16 protein-coding genes are annotated in these 16,086 nt (G+C 63.6%); 4 read left to right on the forward strand and 12 right to left on the reverse strand.

Going from position 1 to position 16,086, the window contains the following annotated elements; translation table 11 throughout:
* Positions 1–50 precede the first annotated feature (50 nt).
* Complete coding sequence (locus tag ACT9T4_RS09935) at positions 51–881, forward strand: inositol monophosphatase family protein (protein ID WP_499116733.1); 831 nt, start codon at positions 51–53, stop codon at positions 879–881.
* 7 nt (positions 882–888) lie between these two features.
* Here ACT9T4_RS09935 and ACT9T4_RS09940 read toward each other — a convergent pair whose 3' ends face one another.
* From ACT9T4_RS09940 to ACT9T4_RS09955, 4 genes are all read right to left on the reverse strand, one after another.
* Positions 889–1,305: a GFA family protein gene (locus ACT9T4_RS09940; protein ID WP_499116735.1), complete on the reverse strand. Its 417-nt coding sequence runs from the start codon at positions 1,303–1,305 to the stop codon at positions 889–891.
* A 53-nt stretch (positions 1,306–1,358) separates the two neighbouring features.
* Positions 1,359–2,507, reverse strand: coding sequence for a zinc-binding metallopeptidase family protein (locus tag ACT9T4_RS09945; protein ID WP_499116737.1), 1,149 nt, complete (start codon positions 2,505–2,507; stop codon positions 1,359–1,361).
* Between the two features lie 146 nt (positions 2,508–2,653).
* Positions 2,654–2,935 carry a peptidylprolyl isomerase gene (locus ACT9T4_RS09950; protein ID WP_042554371.1) on the reverse strand — a complete coding sequence of 94 codons (282 nt, stop codon included), beginning with the start codon at positions 2,933–2,935 and terminating at the stop codon, positions 2,654–2,656.
* Positions 2,936–3,050: 115 nt separating this feature from the next.
* Entirely contained in the window at positions 3,051–3,974 is a 924-nt protein-coding gene (locus tag ACT9T4_RS09955; protein WP_499116739.1) for a LysR family transcriptional regulator, read from the reverse strand.
* Between the two features lie 148 nt (positions 3,975–4,122).
* On the opposite strand from ACT9T4_RS09955, the gene ACT9T4_RS09960 reads away from it, so the two are divergent.
* Both ACT9T4_RS09960 and ACT9T4_RS09965 read left to right on the forward strand, forming a co-directional pair.
* The gene (locus ACT9T4_RS09960; RefSeq protein WP_499116741.1) at positions 4,123–4,389 is read left to right on the forward strand and encodes a DUF2798 domain-containing protein; all 267 of its coding nucleotides are present in this window, start codon (positions 4,123–4,125) and stop codon (positions 4,387–4,389) included.
* 121 nt (positions 4,390–4,510) lie between these two features.
* Positions 4,511–5,560, forward strand: coding sequence for a DUF2167 domain-containing protein (locus tag ACT9T4_RS09965; RefSeq protein ID WP_499116793.1), 1,050 nt, complete (start codon positions 4,511–4,513; stop codon positions 5,558–5,560).
* A 104-nt stretch (positions 5,561–5,664) separates the two neighbouring features.
* On the opposite strand, the gene ACT9T4_RS09970 is transcribed toward ACT9T4_RS09965, so the two are convergent.
* The 4 genes from ACT9T4_RS09970 to stpA all read right to left on the reverse strand — a co-directional run bounded on the left by ACT9T4_RS09970 (position 5,665) and on the right by stpA (position 9,450).
* Positions 5,665–6,225: an MFS transporter permease gene (locus tag ACT9T4_RS09970; protein WP_042554367.1), complete on the reverse strand. Its 561-nt coding sequence runs from the start codon at positions 6,223–6,225 to the stop codon at positions 5,665–5,667.
* Between the two features lie 163 nt (positions 6,226–6,388).
* Positions 6,389–6,715 carry a hypothetical protein gene (locus ACT9T4_RS09975; RefSeq protein WP_042554366.1) on the reverse strand — a complete coding sequence of 109 codons (327 nt, stop codon included), beginning with the start codon at positions 6,713–6,715 and terminating at the stop codon, positions 6,389–6,391.
* A gap of 485 nt (positions 6,716–7,200) precedes the next feature.
* Positions 7,201–8,097, reverse strand: coding sequence for a bestrophin family protein (locus ACT9T4_RS09980; RefSeq protein ID WP_042554365.1), 897 nt, complete (start codon positions 8,095–8,097; stop codon positions 7,201–7,203).
* Between the two features lie 84 nt (positions 8,098–8,181).
* Positions 8,182–9,450: a glucosylglycerol 3-phosphatase gene (gene stpA, locus ACT9T4_RS09985; RefSeq protein ID WP_499116744.1), complete on the reverse strand. Its 1,269-nt coding sequence runs from the start codon at positions 9,448–9,450 to the stop codon at positions 8,182–8,184.
* A 108-nt stretch (positions 9,451–9,558) separates the two neighbouring features.
* Between stpA and ACT9T4_RS09990 the strand changes: the two genes are divergently transcribed.
* Complete coding sequence (locus tag ACT9T4_RS09990; RefSeq protein WP_042554363.1) at positions 9,559–10,437, forward strand: CAP domain-containing protein; 879 nt, start codon at positions 9,559–9,561, stop codon at positions 10,435–10,437.
* Between the two features lie 209 nt (positions 10,438–10,646).
* Here the strand turns inward: ACT9T4_RS09990 and ACT9T4_RS09995 are convergent, their stop codons facing one another.
* From ACT9T4_RS09995 to lpcA, 4 genes are all read right to left on the reverse strand, one after another.
* Positions 10,647–12,530, reverse strand: a complete 1,884-nt coding sequence (locus tag ACT9T4_RS09995; protein WP_499116746.1) for a M48 family metallopeptidase — start codon at positions 12,528–12,530, stop codon at positions 10,647–10,649.
* A gap of 14 nt (positions 12,531–12,544) precedes the next feature.
* Complete coding sequence (locus ACT9T4_RS10000; RefSeq protein WP_042554361.1) at positions 12,545–13,141, reverse strand: LemA family protein; 597 nt, start codon at positions 13,139–13,141, stop codon at positions 12,545–12,547.
* Between the two features lie 104 nt (positions 13,142–13,245).
* On the reverse strand, positions 13,246–15,447 hold the full coding sequence (locus ACT9T4_RS10005; RefSeq protein WP_179538622.1) for a mechanosensitive ion channel family protein: 2,202 nt from the start codon (positions 15,445–15,447) through the stop codon (positions 13,246–13,248).
* Between the two features lie 49 nt (positions 15,448–15,496).
* Positions 15,497–16,084 carry a D-sedoheptulose 7-phosphate isomerase gene (gene lpcA, locus ACT9T4_RS10010; RefSeq protein WP_042554359.1) on the reverse strand — a complete coding sequence of 196 codons (588 nt, stop codon included), beginning with the start codon at positions 16,082–16,084 and terminating at the stop codon, positions 15,497–15,499.
* Positions 16,085–16,086: the final 2 nt, after the last annotated feature.

A 16,086-nucleotide genomic window follows, 5' to 3' on the forward strand; every position in this document is an offset into this window, starting at 1 on the left:
CCGCACCGCAAGTCGGCTGATTCCCTTCTTCACTCAGGAGTGCCCCGAGCATGTCGAGCCCCCACCCTGCACCCGACCGCAACGATGGTCTGATCGCTCGCTACGCGTTCGCCAGACGCGTCGCCCTGGCAGCCGCAGCGCGCGGCATGGCCTACTACGCACGGCGCAACAGCCTCGCCGTACAGCACAAGGGCGATGACCTGCAGGACGTGGTGAGCATCGCCGATCAGGACGTGGAGGCCTTCATCCGCGCCGAGCTGGCCGCACATTTTCCCGAGGATGGCATCGTTGGCGAGGAGGGCGGCAGCGCTGGACTGCAGGCCCGCTGCATCTGGGTGATCGATCCCATCGACGGTACCGCGTGCTTTCTCAACGGTCTGCACAACTGGTGTGTGTCCATCGGCCTGCTGGTGGATGGGCAGCCACTGCTCGGCGCGATTGCCGATCCCAATCACGATGAGCTGTTCCACGGTTTCATCGGCCACGGTGCGTTCGTCAACGACACGCCGCTGGCGGCTCATGGCGCTGGCCATGTGCGTGAAGGGCTGGTGGGTGTGGGCACCACTCACCGGGCAGGCAAGGAGAACTTCCTGCCCTTCATCGGCGCGCTGCTGGAGGAGGGCGGCATGTTCCTGCGCAACGGTTCCGGCGCGCTGATGACCGCCTACGTGGCAGCCGGCCGCCTGATCGGCTATTACGAAACTCACCTGAAAAGCTGGGACTGCCTGGCCGGCCTGGTGCTAGTGCGCGAGGCCGGTGGTCGCCATAACGAGTTTCTGCGTGGCGATGGGCTGCTCGGTGGCAACCCCTATCTGGTCGCCGCGCCGGGTGTCTACGAACAGCTGGCGGCCATGGTCGGGCCGTCGCTGGATGCCGATTGAGGCAGCGTCAGGTGGCCTTGTAGTGCGCGAACAGTTGTTCGCCGGTCAGCTCCCGCGTTTGGTTGGCGAAGCAGTAGTAAGCGGGTTTGGCATCGATGAATACCTGGCTTTCGAACTGCCAGTTCTCGTCGCCGTCGAGCAGGCCCACCGGCACTGCGTAGAACCCACCATTGGTGAGGCGATAGAACAGGTGGGTGCCGCATTCCACGCAGAAGGCACGTTCGGCCCATTCTGAGGACGCGTAGGTGCGCACATGCTGTTGCCCGGTGAAATGCGCGGTTTCCCCTTCGACCACCAGCAGCGGTCCGCCGCTCCATTTGCGGCACGTTGTACAGTGGCAGGCGCTCACGTTTGTGGCGGTGACATGCAACGTGAGGCTGACCGCCCCGCACAGGCAACTGCCGTGTTTCTCCAGATGAGCCATGCTGCGCGCTCCTGAAAATGAGTCGATGGTTCGGTGGTGCAGCCATTGCCCGCCTACTGGGTGGGAGAGGCTGCCTGCACCACACGATGAATGAACTGTAGCTTGCCGATCACCGCGGCGGGCAGCACGAAGGGGTAGAGATCCTTCTGGCCCATGCTGCGTGCCAGTTCGTTGAGCATGGCGGCGAGTTCGATCCAGGCATTGACGAACTGCAGGAACTCGTCTGCCAGCGGATCGTTGGGGTCGTACAACGCCGCTCGGGTGAAGGGCCGGAATTCCAGCTCCACGTCACCGGCACGCATGCCGAAGCTCAGTGCGGTGTCCAGGGTGTCCATCATGTGCAGGTAGTGAGCCCAGGTTTCCGCCCAGTCTTCCCAGGGGTGCATGGTGGCGTAGGCGCTGACGAAGGAAGCCTGCCAGTCGGCCGGTGCGCCCTGCTCATAATGACGCTGCAGGGCGGCGCCGTAGTCGGCTCGTTCGTCACCGAACAGCATGCGGTAGTCGTTCAGCCACTGGCTGTTGGCGATCAGCCGGTCCCAGTAGTAATGGCCGACCTCGTGGCGGAAGTGGCCGAGCAGGGTGCGGTAGGGCTCGCGCAGCTGGATGCGGGTCTGCTCGCGCACGTCGTCGTCGGCTTCGGCGATGTTCAGGGTGATCAGGCCATTGGCGTGGCCAGTGGTGGGCTGCTTGCCTTCGGCATCCGGGCCGAGAAAGTCGAAGGCCAGGCCATTGATCTCGTCCTGGGTCTTGCTGACAAGCGGCAGACCCATGGTCAGCAGCTGCGCCACCAGGCGACGCTTGGCGGTTTCGAAGCGCGCCCAGCGCCTGTCGTTATCGAGCACCGACAGGTCGGGGATGGTGCGGTTGAGCTGGCAGGCCGTGCACAGGCCTGCGCCGTACATGGCGGGCAGCAGCCAGTTGCAGCCCGCGGCGGTGTGCAGATTGTCACAGCGCCGGTAGCGCCAGCCCTGTGGATCACCTTCCACCCGCCATACATCGGTTTGCTCGCTGGCCACGAGGGTTACCACCTGACCGCGCTCGGGCTCGTAGCCCAGCGGTGACTGGCAGGCCAGGCACTGGCTGTTGCGGAAGAAGATCGGCTGGCCACAGGTGCATTGTCCCAATGCCTTCTGGCTGGGCGTGCGGGCCTGCTTTGCCGAGTCGCCAATGCGCAGGCCGAGGGCCTGGAAGAACCGGTTCATATCATGGCCTCGCGGAAGGTGGGAACTACCGGAGCGATAGAGTGGTGCGGTGGTGGGGCGGTTCCGGCATTTTCTGTGGCCTGGGGCGGCGTGCCGGGAAAAGCGGGCGAGCGGCCTGGTGCCGAGGGGCACCAGGCGCGGTGCGATCAGTCCTGGCGGCTGGTCACTTCGAGCAGGTGATAACCGAACTGGGTTTTCACCGGGCCCTGAACCACGTTGACCGGTGCGCTGAACACCACGGTGTCGAATTCCTTGACCATCTGGCCCGGGCCGAACGAGCCGAGGTTGCCGCCGTCGCGGCTGGATGGGCAGCTGGAGTTGTCTTTGGCGACCTGGGCGAAGTCGGCACCGCCTTCGATGGCAGCTTTCAGTTCGTTGCACTTGTCTTCGGTAGCAACCAGGATGTGACGGGCAGTGGCTTTGGCCATGGGGGAAACACTCCATTCAAATGAGCTGCCGAGCCTACCGGATTCGTCTGGCGAGTCAAATTCGCTGCCCGATTTCGCTGCCCTGTGGTCGACGCGCAGCAGACTTCGAGCAGGCCTAAGGGCGCCAGTCGGCGCGCAGGCTGTTTTGCAGATGATCGACGAAAGCGCGCACCTTGGCCGTCAGCTCGTAGCGGTCACGCACGCACAGGTAGTAGTCCAGCGGCTCGACAATTGCCTGGCTGCCCGAGCTCTGTGGGCTGGCGAAGAGCTGCTGCAACTGACCGCTGGCCAGCAGTGGCTCGGCGACGAAGGCGGCGAGGCGGGTGATGCCACCGCCGCTGACGGCCACCCGGGCCAGGACGTCGATATCGTCGCTGACCAGCGCCACCCGTATCTGCGCGTCGAAGCGCACTCCATCGCGGGCGAAACGCCAGGGCATCAGGCGCCCGTCCACGGCGACCCTGAAAGCCAGGCAATCGTGCTCGCGCAGCTGTTCCGGGGTGACCGGCGTGCCGGCCTTGAGCAGGTAGGCCGGCGAGGCGCAATAGATCGACGGTACGCTGGCGATATGCCGCGCTACCAGGCCGTCCTCGAGCTGCTGTGGGATGCGGATGCTGATATCCACCGATTCCTGAATGTGATTGACGCTGCGGTCGGTGGTGATCAGCTCGCAGGCGATACGTGGGTAGCGGGCGGTGAAGGCGGGCAGCAGCGCTGCCAGCACGTAGCGCCCGAATGCGGCGCTGGACGCGATCCGCAAGCGTCCCTGAGGGGCGTCGTGTGCTTGCGTAGCCGTGCTGCGTGCCAGCTCCAGATCGCGCAGCACATCACGCACCTGCTCGAAATACAGCGTGCCGCTTTCGGTAAGTGCCAGGCTGCGGGTGGTGCGCGTCAGCAGGCGTACGCCGAGGGATGATTCCAGGCGGGCAATATTCTGGCTGGCCGCTGCGGCGCTGATGCCCAGCAGGCGAGCGCCCGCAGCGATGCTGCCGGTTTCCACCGCCTTCACGAAACTCTCGATGCCGCGCAGGGTATCCATGCTGAAGCTTTCTACTGATGGTCGGATTGATAAGGTTAGCTTGGTACTGACCTTACCCGCGGCCCGCTACCCATGGCAATTAGCGGTCGCGATAATGGCTGCGTTCGCCACACGTTGGCGTGTCGCTCTTACCTCGAAGGATCTGCCCATGCCTGACACGACGCTCAGCCGTACCCGCCGAAGCTGGAAGCTGCCAGCCAGACTATCGCCGGTGGCCTTCGCCTTTTTCATGTCCGGCATCATGGCGTTTCTCATGTGCCTGGTGATCACCGCCACCAACCGCGGCCTCAGCGACGGCTACCTGGGCGCGGTACTGGAGGCCTACCAGTTGGCGATGCCGGTGGCGTTCGTCTGCGTGATGGGCGTTCGGCCAGTGGTGCTGCACCTCGTTCGGCTTACCGTACGGGCCTCGTAACGCCGGGAGTTCGGGCGCTTCTTTGTGAGATGTATCCAGAAATGACAGGAAGTTACAAAATGATTCCGTCGTCGATGGTAGGCTAGTGCCCGAAATTCAAGCCGATCTCATGGAGCGTTACATGTTGTTCAAGGAGTTGATGCTGGCCAGCCTGTTGGCCACGGTAGTTCCCCTGACCTGGGCCGACCAGGCCCCCGCCGCGCAGGATGCGCAAGAAGCCCCCGCCGCTGAAGTCGCCGACGGTGATTCCGTCAGCGAAGAGCAGTTTCTCGACAGCCTCGATTTCCGTTCCGGCAAGGTGGTGGTCGGCAGCAACCTGGCTACCCTCGATCTTCCGGAAAACCTGGTATTCCTCGACGGTGCCGACGCCGAGCGCGTGCTGGTCGAGGCCTGGGGCAATCCGCCAGACGACAAGCTGCCGCTGGGCATGATCCTGCCCAAGGGCGTATCGCCCCTGGCGGACGAGTCCTGGGCCGTCACCGTGGAGTACGAAGAAAACGGCTACGTGTCCGACGAGGACGCCGCGGACATCGACTACGCCGACATGCTCAAGGACCTGCAGGACGGCGCCAAGGCCGAGAACGAGTGGCGTACCGAAAACGGCTACGAGCCCATCGCCATCGTCGGCTGGGCATCCGCCCCGCATTACGATGCCGCAGGCAAGAAGCTGCACTGGGCCAAGGAAGTGAAATTCGGCGACAGCGACGAGCACATCCTCAACTACAACATCCGCGTGCTGGGCCGCAAAGGCGTACTGGTGCTGAACTTCATCGCCGGCATGCATCAGCTGCCGCAGATCGAAGAGAACCTGCCGGCAGTGCTGGCCATGACCGACTTCAACGACGGCAACCGCTACGCTGATTTCAACCCGGATATCGACGAAGTCGCGGCCTATGGCCTCGGAGCGCTGATCGCCGGCAAGGCAGCTGCCAAAGTGGGCCTGTTCGCTGCGGCGCTGGTGCTGCTCAAAAAGGCGTGGTTCCTGCCGGTACTGCTGATTGGCTGGGTATGGCGGCGCATGACCGGGAAGAAGAAGGAACAGCCGCAGCCGCTGGCGCCTGAACCGCAGGTGCAGCCTGAGGCCAAAGCCGAGACTGACCCACCGCTACCTGCGCAGCGCGTTTCCAGCGTGATGGATCTGAACAATCCGCGCGAGGACGACAAGCGCTGACAGCCCCACCGCGCTGACGAAAGAGCCCTGGCCATTGCCGGGGCTTTTTGTTGGCCGATGGAACTGCGTTTCGGCCCTGACCGCCGTAGCGGCGATGCGGAAAATCAGAGGTAGGAGCCGATGATGATGAGCAGCCAAAGCAGGCCGCCCGGCAGCATGCACAGATAATTCGCGGTGCTGAAGCGACTGTTGCTCTGGCCGGTCGGATCATCGCTGGCCAGGTTGGCTTTCTCCTGGATGATCGACAGCGGCCAAGCCGGCAGGATGGTACCCGCGAGCAACAGCATGATTTCCAGGGTCACGCCGATATGGCCGTCCAGACGCGAAAGACCGTTGCTGGCGAATACCAGAACGATGTACATCCACGCCGCACTCGCATATCGCCAGTCGCCCAGACCCTTGGCTTGCAATTGCGCGAGGATCAGCCGGCACAGCGAATGAATGAAGAAAATATGGAAGATCGAGCGCGCTGCGGGGCTGATCTTCTTCGGGCGCATGGTGGCCCGTTGGCTATCCCATTGCTTGTAGGCCCAGTAGACCGCGTAGAACCCAAGCGTCATGAAGAACAGCACATAGAGCTTGCTGGTGGAGGTGACGAAGAAGGTGGTGCGCGGGCGTTCCTCGGCCAGTAGTGGGGCACTGGGTGTCTGATACAGATTTTCCATTGATCTATTTCCATGTAAGTGCCGCGTTATGGCTTGGCACTCGCCACCCGTTGCGTGGTGGCGAACGACTCCTCCAGGAGTAGCGGCAGTTTACAGGGTAATAGCTGATGAGGCAGGGCGAGGCTGGATGCGATGGGCCAGGGCGGCCCATCGCAAAGGGTTTTCAGCAGTAGCGGTCGAGCAGGCGATCCTGCCTGGCCTGCTGGCCTGTCCACTCGTGCTCCAGGGTGCGCAATACGTTGCCCAGGAAGTCGCGGTCGGCAGCGGCACGGCGGCCTACGTAGCCCTGGCCACGACGGTAGGTACGCAGGCGGGTGCGCATGTTCGGCCGCTGGCTGACGAACTCCTGTTCCTCCTGATCCGCCGGCAGGCAGTCGATGCGAACTTCGCCCGATTCACATACCCAGAGGATGTGGTTGTCGAGGCTGTCCTTGCGCTTGGCGAACAGTTGAGCGAGGTCTTCGATGGTGGGTTGTTTATTCAGGTTCATGGCGTGTACCCCTTCATTCTCTGATCTGTCTTGGGCAACCGCTTGCAGTGCGGTGCCGTCGTTGCCCGTGGCGTTTGAGTGCTGCCGAAGACCGTGTAGCGATGTGTAGGTAACGCTACGCAGCGGCGGCTAACGGAGGTCGGGACGAAGCGGGGAGAAGAAAGTCAGCGAAGACGGGGCCGGATGCAGGTGATCCGCAGGATCAGCCACAGGCATCATGACAATGTCTCGCTAACGCTCTCGTCCTCGCAGGACGCTCGACTTCATCAATCTGCCTTGTGGGCAGTACATATCGTAGAACGCTCGGCTGGTGTTACCGAGTTTGCCCAAGTGCCCTTGTCAGGGCTCCCGTCAGGGGAGGCAGGTCCATCATGCAAAAGCGCGAAGAGGTCGTCAATAGGTTTTGTAGTGATTTTTTTAGATCACTACAAAACGCGTATGGACCTTGTTGGAAGTGTCTGGCGCGGCGAAAAATGACCGCATGGTCAGTCTTCCAGTAGCCTTCCGTCACGCTCGCGCTGGGCATCGCGTTGCATCGATTCGAGGTTCTTCTCGATGGTCTCGCAGAGCGCATCCATCTGGATCTGGTGCTCGCTGACCTGGAACGGGCTCTGCAAGTCACTGCCCACCCGCTCGATGGCCAGCAGCATGAAGCCGACCACGGTCGAGGCCAGCGGCGTGAACCATTCCAGGGTTTCCACCAGGCCGATGGGCACGATCAGGCAGAACAGGGTGATGAACAGCCGCGGGAAGTACACGTAAGGGTAGGGCAGCGGCGTGTTGGCGATACGCTCGAGGCCGCCCTGGCAGTTGGAAACGTCGACCAGCGTCGACTCCAGGCGTGTCAGGCGAATGCTATCCAGGCGACCGGCCTTGTATTCACTGGCCAGAATGGCTGCAGAGCCATTGAGAATATCGTTGGGAAAGTTGTTGGTGGTATGGCGGCGTTCGAATTCGTCCGCTGCCACGAAAGCCCTGACCTCGTCGGCGCAGGGCTCGTTGCGCAGGGTTGCGGACAGGCTTCTGATATAGGCCACATGGCGACGCAGCAGGACCGCCTTGACCGGATTGCGGTCGTCGTTGTCGTCGATCAGTGTCAGCACCTGACGGGCGAAGCTGCGCGAGCTGTTGATCAGCGCTCCCCAGATGGTGCGTGCTTCCCACCAGCGGTTGTAAGCGCTGCTGTTGCGGAAGCTGATCAGTACCACCAGGGCCGAACCGAGCAGGGTCAGGGGCATGGACGGCAGGCTGATCTTGCGTTCCAGAAACAGCATGTAGTCGACGGTGACGACGATGTCCCAGATCAGCAGCCAGAACAGCGACCAACCGACGTAACCAAAGGTCTTGATGAGGTAGCGATAACCGCGGGTGATGGAGTGCATCGCTTGGAGTTCTCTGCGGGCAATTAAGGCGAAGGCGCAGAGCTTCGGACGTGAAGCGGTGACAAAGGTTCTGAAATTCAGGAATCAGCGGTTACCACGCGCCTTCGCCAGGGCGCAGAAAAATTCGATGTACTGCGCCGGCCCTCCGCTGAAAACGCTGTTCGGGCGCAAGGGATCTTCGCCATCGGTAATCCCCTTCAATGCTGGCCAGGGATCTGCCGGCCGCTCACGCAGATGGCGCGCGTCGACACCCGGTCGCTGCACTTCGCCACGGCTGCTGTCGATGTACAGCACGCGATTGTCCTGCCCGAATGCCTTGCCGAGCTCTTGCACCAGGGCGAGAAAACCTCGATCGCTACCGCCGCGCAACCAGGTCACAGCGCCGTTTTCGCCCTCGAGTGGCGAGCTGGTCAGGGTATCGCCCACGCCGACGATGCGCGGCATATGCTGCGGGTCGAAGCGTTCGCGGGCCAGTTGCAAGAGCGCATCCAGGTCGGTGGGCGCCTGGCGCACATTGAAGTCTTCGCCCAGCGGACAGTCACCGGTGCGCAGTTGGTAAAAGCGGTTGAGGATCACCAGCACGCCGGCTTCCTTGACGGCGCCACGCAGCATGAACTGCAGGTCCGTGGTGCCTGCATTGCCGGCGTTCGCTGGGCGCATGCGTTCCCGGCCCTCGGCATCGCGGCCCAGGTTGGGCGCGTAGTGGATGAAGAACGATTGCTGCAGGCCTTCTCTGGCGGCGTCGCCTAGCAGGCTCTGCACGAGCGCTGCCGCATCGGCCTGCAGGCCTGCGTAGAGCGCCGGGCGGTCGTGCCAATGGTGATGGAAGGCGTTCAGGTTGAGGGTCGGCGACAGCGGGTTGTCGAGCACGCTGCTGGCCAGCAATCGATCGATTGTCGGCTGGTCCAGGCCATAGGGTGGCTGGCTCAGCAGCTGTCCGAGCGACTCGCTCAGGCGCTGTGGCACCGCTGCCAGAAAAGCCAGCTCTGTGGCACTGACGCCCGGGTGCGAGACCTGCCCGTAGCGATCCTGCAGTTGCACGCCGCCAGCAGCCAGCCCGGGGAGGTAAAGACCCTGTTCACGGCACCGCTGCGGTGTGCCAACGGTCCGTTCGACCAGGCCGTTCACACCCCGACTGCCGATATGCTCACCGTTGGTGAGCACCTGGAAATGGCCATCCAGATCGCGGGCTGCAAGGATGTAGCGATGTTCCAGGGTGCGGGTGAGCGGGTCGCGTACCAGGTTCATGCACACACCATCCAGGTCCTGGATGATCAGCAGATTATCGGTGCCGCAGAGGCTCTCCAGCAGGGATTGAGGGTCGAGGGATAAGGTGGTTTCGGTCACAATCATGGTCCCGAGTTTAACGCGGTTTCGCTTTGATCAGGCGATTGACTGAAGCGTTTGGCCCAAGCCATTGTCCATCAACAGATAGGCAATGCGGATTAAGAGGAAGCATGGATGAGTGATTCACCCAAGCACGTTCGGCAATTGGCCGCTGTGGCGATGTTGCTTTGCGCGAGCGTTGCCGGTAGCGCATGGGCCGACGATGCGGCGCAACTGACCAAGCTGATCAACGGCTACCGGGAAGCAGGGCAGGGGTGCGATGGGCAGCCGAGCCCGGCGGCCGGCCCGCTGGCCCCCGACAGGCGTCTGGCCGGGCAGAAGGTCAACTCGTCCGAGCAACTGCAGCAGGCTTTGCAACAAGCCGGTTATCAGGCGGCGGCCGTGCAACTGATCAGGGTGACCGGGCCGGACAGTGCCGAGGCCGCCATGGCCATGCTGCGCACGTCTTACTGCGCGCAATTGCTGGATGCCCAGTTCGCCGATGTCGGCGTGCTGCACGAGGGCAACAGCTGGCAGGTGGTCCTTGGTCGGGCGTTGCTGCCGGCGCGTCTTGGCGACTGGCAGGAAGAGGGCAAGGCGATTCTGGCGGCGGTCAACGAGGCGCGGGGCACCCCACGGCGTTGTGGCGATCAGCCGTTCGATGCCGCCGAGCCGTTGAGCTGGAACGATTCCCTCGGCCAGGCCGCGCTGACCCACAGTCGCGACATGGCGATGAACAGCCTGTTCAGCCACCAGGGCAGCGACCGCAGCCTGGTCGGCGCCCGCGCTACCGCTACCGGCTATGCCTGGACGGTGATCGGCGAGAACATCGCCGCTGGCCAGGGACGCGCGCAGCAGGTGGTCGAAGGCTGGCTGGCAAGCCCCTCGCATTGCTACAACTTGATGAACCCGGACTTCCGCGATATGGGCGCCGCCTACGCCAGCAACCCGCAGAGCCAGGCGACCATCTACTGGACGCAGGTCTTCGGCGCTGCGGGGCGGTCGGGCCTCTGAGCGGGATACCGCCTAGCCTGCGCCAGTTAATTTGGCATCAAAAGGCAGCTTCGATTTCATTGGGTACGCGGCCCGATCCGTCCACCCATCGGTAACCGTGGTGGTGGATGAAAACAGCGTCATCCACCCTACATGGCTTGACCCAAGGGTGGGCTTTAGCCCACCGATCGTGGTTATTGTCGGCGTGAACGGATCATTCCTGCCCGCGCTCAAGCCTGAGCATCGCTCAACAGGGGCGGCATCGGGCAGTCCAGTGTGTCGGCGACCGCACGCATCAGTTCCGCCTCGCTGGCGCTGATGCGGCCATCGTGTTCGATGCAACGGGCCATGGCCTTGAGGAGCTGGGGCTTCTGCAGGGGGCGCATCTGGTTGAGGCGGTTGAGGGCATCGTTGAGCGCGGTGATGCCTGCCTGGGGCTGTTCGGCGAATACCCGTGCGGTGAACGGCAGGGTAGCCCAGGCCGCCTGGAACGCCTCGGTGGCGGCTTCTTCACTGGTATTGCCGGCCCGTGACAGCGCCACCAGCAGCACGCAGCTCTCGTTGCCCAGCGCCGCCAGCGGCAGGCGCCCTTGAACCGGGCGCTGCATACCGAGGTTGCGTTCGACGATGCGCAGCAGCGCCCATTCGATCAGATCCAGCTGCTTGGTGCTGATCAGCAGCGTGCCGATGTCGCGCTTGAGGCTGACGAAATCCTGAGGCTCGAGCTGCTTGAGTGCCGGGATCGCCAACTCCAGCAAGGGCAGGCGTCGACCGGCTGGCAACCGTTCCAGTGCCGTGCCCAGCTCCTGCAGACGGTCCGACAGCAGCGGCGGCAGGTTGGCCTGCATCCAGCTCATGCGCTGCTGGCGCGTGTCTGCATCACGGCCGAGCAGCAGACCGTAAAGAATCGCCAGGGCGCCATGAGGGTCGTGAGCGGCATTGCGCAGGCGGTCGTCGATCTGCGCCAGGCTCTCGCGGGCTTCTTCGATATGCAGGGGCTGCGGTTCACCGATGCTGGCAATGGCGATGCCCGCGGCGGCGGCGCTGAAACCTGCGATTTCTTCGTGGCTTTGCGCAGCGGCGCGCGCAGGGCGCTCGAATACCTCGTTGCCAAGCACCACACCGTCCCAGCTGGGGTCGATACGGCGGATGCGCTCTTCCAGTGGCGGGTGCGTGGCCATCATCTTGCTCAGCGCCAGGCCCTGGCCGAAATACATATGGCTGTACTCGGCGGCATGCCCGGCTTCGATCTGCGATCCGCCGCCCAGCTTCTTCAGCGCACCCGCGATACCGTCGGGGTTGCGGGTGTACTGCACGGCCGAGGCGTCGGCAAGGAACTCGCGCTGGCGACCTACCGCCGCCTTGATCAGGTTGCCGAAGAAGGTACCGGCGTAGCCGATGATCAACAGTGCCAGGCCGACCACCATGACCAGCGCGACGGCATTGCCTTTGCCCTTGTCGTTGGAACTGCTGCGCGGCGCATGGCGGGTATGGCTGCCGCCACGCAGCACCAGTTCACCGATCAGGCCGAGCAGCAGAATGCCGTGCAGCACCGCCACCAGGCGCGTATTGAGGCGCATGTCGCCATGCAGGATGTGACTGAACTCATGGGCGATCACGCCCTGCAGCTCATCGCGGCTGAGCTTTTCGATGGCGCCACGGGTTACTCCGATCACCGCGTTCTCCGGTCGCAACCCGGCGGCGAAGGCGTTGATCGAGGGCTCCTCGAGCAGGTACACCGGCGGCACCGGCGTACCTGCCGCCAGCGCCATCTCTTCCACCACGTTGAGTACGCGCTGCTCGTGCACGCCCTGGGGCTGCAGATTGAGCAGGCGCCCTCCGAGCCGCTCCGCGACCACCTTGCCGCCAGCCCGCAGCTGCATGGCCTTGAAGGCCCAACCGAGCAGCACCACACCGACCACCACCAGGGCCACGCTGATCAGCAGCTCGTGGCTGAGCGCCTGCAGGCTGTAGTTGCCGTACTGGTAAACCTGCCAGGCAATGGCGATCACCAGCGTGGTGGTGCCGATCAGGGTGATCACCGCCAGTACCAGCAGTATCACCAGGCGGGAACTGTTGCGCCTGGCGCGGTCCTGTTGCTCGAAGAAGTCCATCGGTTTCGCCGTGCTCAGAAGGAGACTTTCGGGGCTTCCTGAATCGCCGCGCTATCGGCGAACTCCAGCAGGGCGGCATCGCTGCCGTGGCCGAAGGCGCCGGCCAGTACCACCGGCGGGAAGCTCTGGCGGTAGGCGTTGTAGGCGGTAACCGCGTCGTTGTAGGCCTGGCGAGCGAAAGCCACCTTGTTCTCGGTGCTGCTCAGCTCCTCGCTGAGTTGCTGCATGTTCTGCGAGGCCTTGAGGTCGGGGTAGGCCTCGACCGTCACGTTGAGGCGGCCCATGGCGTTCTTCAGCACGCCTTCGGCATTGGCCAACAGGTTCATGCTCTGGGCATCGCCGGGATTCTCCGAGGCCTGCTTGAGGCCTTCCACCGCACCGTTACGGGCAGCGACCACGGCTTCCAGGGTTTCGCGCTCGTGGGACAGGTACGCCTTGGCCGTTTCCACCAGGTTGGGGATCAGGTCGTAACGGCGCTTGAGCTGCACCTCGATCTGCGCGAAGCCGTTCTGGTAACGGTTGCGCAGGTTGACCAGGCGGTTGTAGATGCTGATCACGTAGAACACCACCGCAACCAGTACGGCAATGATGATGAGGGTGGAAATATCCATGGGATGTCCCTATCGATTGGAAAGTGTGGTGCCATGGTAGCGGAAACTACCCCAGCCGGTGTGCATGCTGGCTGGCTTGCGTTGCGGATGTGAGCGCGGTCGCGTTATCGGTCGGCGTCCGGTTGCTCCGCCTGGGCGCTGTGGCCGTTCGGGCTGACGGCGCTCATCTGGATGTTCAGGCGCGGCGTTGCCAGGCTCAGGCCTGATTCGTCCAGGTGCCGCTTGAGCGCCAGGTTGAAGGCACGGGACACCTCCCACTGCTTGATCGGCGCGGTCTTGAAGCGCGCGCGCAGTACCGCGTTGCCCGAATCGAAGCTCTCCACACCCTGGATCTCCAGAGGCGACCAGATGTTGCGGCGCATCAGCACGTCGTTGCGCAGCTCGCTGGCGACGTCGCGCAGCAGCTTGATGGCATCGTCGATATTCATGTCGTGGGGCACCGCGACGCGGAAGATGGCGTAGCCGAATTCCCGCGAGTAGTTCTTGATGCTCTTGATCTCGCTGAACGGGATGGTGTGCACGATGCCGTCGATGTCACGCAGGCGCACGGTGCGAATGGTCAGGCCCTCGACAGTGCCCAGGTGGCCGCCGACGTCGACGTAATCGTCGATGGCCAGGGAGTCTTCGATGATGATGAACAGTCCGGTGATCAGGTCGGCAACCAGCGACTGCGCGCCGAAGCCGATGGCCAGGCCGATGACGCCGGCGCCGGCGAGCAGCGGCGTGACGTTCATGCCCATGTTGGCCAGGGCGACGATCAACGCGATGATGAAGATGCTGATGAACAGCACGTTGCGGATCAACGGCATCATGGTCTGTGCGCGGGCGTTGGTCTGGCCCTTGCGTGAGCGCGTCAGGGCGTGATGCACCGCCGTGTCGCTGAGAATCCACACCAGCCAGCCGCACGCCAGGGTGGCGCCGAGGCCGAACAGTTTCATGCTGATTTCGTGGCCGTCGCCCTCGGCGAAGCGGATCAGCGAAAGGCCCCACACGCGCAGCCCCAGTTCGATGAAGAACAACCAGATGATCAGGCTCAGCAGGAAGTGGAAGAAACTCTGGAAACGCTCGAAATAGGCGGCATGGCGACGATGGCGCAAACGGGCCTTGTGCATGCGCCGGCGAATCAGCCCATTGATGACCATGCAGGTCACCAGCAGCACGGTGCAGACCAGCGATTGCCGGAAGGCGGTGCTGGTGTCGCCAGCGGACACGAAGGTGGCCGCCAGTGAAATGCCCACCAGCGCCAGGGCCGGCAGGTACCAGAAACTGCCGAGCAGTTCCACGGTCTCGCTGATACCGCGCTGCCGGAGGCGACGGGCCAGCGGTTGGTTGCGCATCAGGTGGGCGATTGGCCGGCGGAAGCGCAGGATGAACAGGCCGGTGCACAGCGCCGCCAGCACGTTGGTCAGGGTCGCGGTGGTGTGTGCCAGGTTGGCGCCCAGGCTGGCGACCAGACGCGGATCGCTGAGCGCTTCGCCAAAGGCCGCGAAGCTGCCGATCAGCCACAGCGGGTGGAACGCGCGACGGCGCAAAATATTCAGCGCCGTGCGCCGGTGCGGGCCGTCGAGCAGGGAAAAGGCGATCACGCAGATCGCCGAGAAACAGGTACCGATCACCAGAGCGTAAGCCAGCACCATGGCCAGGTCGCGGCCCAGCGAGGCGGGCAGCACGTAGCTCAGGTAACCGGTGATCAGCAGCGCCGCGAACCAGGGGCCGAGCTTGCGCAACGCGAAGCGCAGCAGGTCGGTGGGCCGCGGGTTCTGTGGCAGTTCTTCGGCCAGGCCGAAACGCAGGCGCACCTGATGGCTGAGCGCCCGCAAGCCGAAGGCCAGCAGGCTCCAGATACCGAGAATCAGGGCGAAGTTGCTGACCAGGGCCAGGCGTTCGCCGGCCTCCGGCATCAGCGCCGCCAATTCGTCCTGGCTGCGGGCGATCTCCAGTTGCCAGCGCGCCAGCGGGCTATGCTCACCGGAAAATTGCTTCTCGATGCCCGTCAGGGTGCTGCCGATCAGCCCGAGCACGCCATCGGGGGTGTCCGGCTGGGTTTTCTGCGTGCTGTCGCGCAGGGTCTTGAGGTCATTGAGCAGTTGCGCGCGCTGCTTGTCGTTCTCCAGCGATTGGATTACCTCGTCGAGCGAGCGATCCAGCGGCTGATCCGCCTGAGCCTGGGTACTGCCGCTGCCACCCGTGCCGAACAGCCCGGGTATGCCTGCCGCTTGAACGGCAGAACAGGGCAGGGCCATTAGGAGCAGAACCAACAGACGAGGCAGCAGATCATTGAGGCGGATCACGCGCGAGTTCTCCATCACGCGGGCGGGGTTTGAAGGTGCGTCGTCAACCGACGGCGCACCTCGCTCACGCGTAGTTTTCGGGGCTGAGGTGGCGCTCTACCAGCTCGATGAGGATGTGGATGACCTTGATGTGCAGCTCCTGGGTGCGGTCGGCGAAATCGCCGCCCGGCGCGCAGATGCTGACGTCGGCCAGGCTCTCCAGCAGCGAGCCAGGTTTGCCGGTCAGGGCGATGACCTTGATGCCCAGCGCCTTGGCCGCTTCAGCCGCCTTGACCACGTTGGGGCTCTTGCCGCTGGTGCTGATGGCCAGCAGCACATCACCCTCACGGCCGTGGGACTCCACGTAGCGCGAGAAGATGTGGTCGTAACCGAAGTCGTTGGCCACGCAACTGATGTGGCTGGCGTCGCTGATCGACACCGCGGCGATGCCCGGACGATTCTTGCGATAACGCCCGGTGAGCTCCTCGGCGAAATGCATGGCGTCGCACATGGAGCCGCCATTGCCGCAGGAGAACACCTTGCCCTTGGCTTCGAAGCTGGTCACCAGCAGGCTGGCGGCCCGCTCGATATTGGCCAGGGTCTGCTCATTGCCTAGAAATGCATCGAGCGCACGCTGGGCTTCGAGCAGGCTGTTGCGGATATGTTCGATCATGC

The sequence above is a fragment of the Pseudomonas sp. SZ40 genome, from assembly GCF_052958135.1.

What these genes read in the sequence shown, in the direction of transcription:
- ACT9T4_RS09935 (WP_499116733.1), top strand. Translation starts at nt 51, where the DNA reads ATGTCGAGCCCCCACCCTGCACCCGACCGCAACGATGGTCTGATCGCT.
- ACT9T4_RS09940 (WP_499116735.1), bottom strand. Translation starts at nt 1,305, where the DNA reads ATGGCTCATCTGGAGAAACACGGCAGTTGCCTGTGCGGGGCGGTCAGC.
- ACT9T4_RS09945 (WP_499116737.1), bottom strand. Translation starts at nt 2,507, where the DNA reads ATGAACCGGTTCTTCCAGGCCCTCGGCCTGCGCATTGGCGACTCGGCA.
- ACT9T4_RS09950 (WP_042554371.1), bottom strand. Translation starts at nt 2,935, where the DNA reads ATGGCCAAAGCCACTGCCCGTCACATCCTGGTTGCTACCGAAGACAAG.
- ACT9T4_RS09955 (WP_499116739.1), bottom strand. Translation starts at nt 3,974, where the DNA reads ATGGATACCCTGCGCGGCATCGAGAGTTTCGTGAAGGCGGTGGAAACC.
- ACT9T4_RS09960 (WP_499116741.1), top strand. Translation starts at nt 4,123, where the DNA reads ATGCCTGACACGACGCTCAGCCGTACCCGCCGAAGCTGGAAGCTGCCA.
- ACT9T4_RS09965 (WP_499116793.1), top strand. Translation starts at nt 4,511, where the DNA reads ATGTTGTTCAAGGAGTTGATGCTGGCCAGCCTGTTGGCCACGGTAGTT.
- ACT9T4_RS09970 (WP_042554367.1), bottom strand. Translation starts at nt 6,225, where the DNA reads ATGGAAAATCTGTATCAGACACCCAGTGCCCCACTACTGGCCGAGGAA.
- ACT9T4_RS09975 (WP_042554366.1), bottom strand. Translation starts at nt 6,715, where the DNA reads ATGAACCTGAATAAACAACCCACCATCGAAGACCTCGCTCAACTGTTC.
- ACT9T4_RS09980 (WP_042554365.1), bottom strand. Translation starts at nt 8,097, where the DNA reads ATGCACTCCATCACCCGCGGTTATCGCTACCTCATCAAGACCTTTGGT.
- stpA (WP_499116744.1), bottom strand. Translation starts at nt 9,450, where the DNA reads ATGATTGTGACCGAAACCACCTTATCCCTCGACCCTCAATCCCTGCTG.
- ACT9T4_RS09990 (WP_042554363.1), top strand. Translation starts at nt 9,559, where the DNA reads ATGAGTGATTCACCCAAGCACGTTCGGCAATTGGCCGCTGTGGCGATG.
- ACT9T4_RS09995 (WP_499116746.1), bottom strand. Translation starts at nt 12,530, where the DNA reads ATGGACTTCTTCGAGCAACAGGACCGCGCCAGGCGCAACAGTTCCCGC.
- ACT9T4_RS10000 (WP_042554361.1), bottom strand. Translation starts at nt 13,141, where the DNA reads ATGGATATTTCCACCCTCATCATCATTGCCGTACTGGTTGCGGTGGTG.
- ACT9T4_RS10005 (WP_179538622.1), bottom strand. Translation starts at nt 15,447, where the DNA reads ATGGAGAACTCGCGCGTGATCCGCCTCAATGATCTGCTGCCTCGTCTG.
- lpcA (WP_042554359.1), bottom strand. Translation starts at nt 16,084, where the DNA reads ATGATCGAACATATCCGCAACAGCCTGCTCGAAGCCCAGCGTGCGCTC.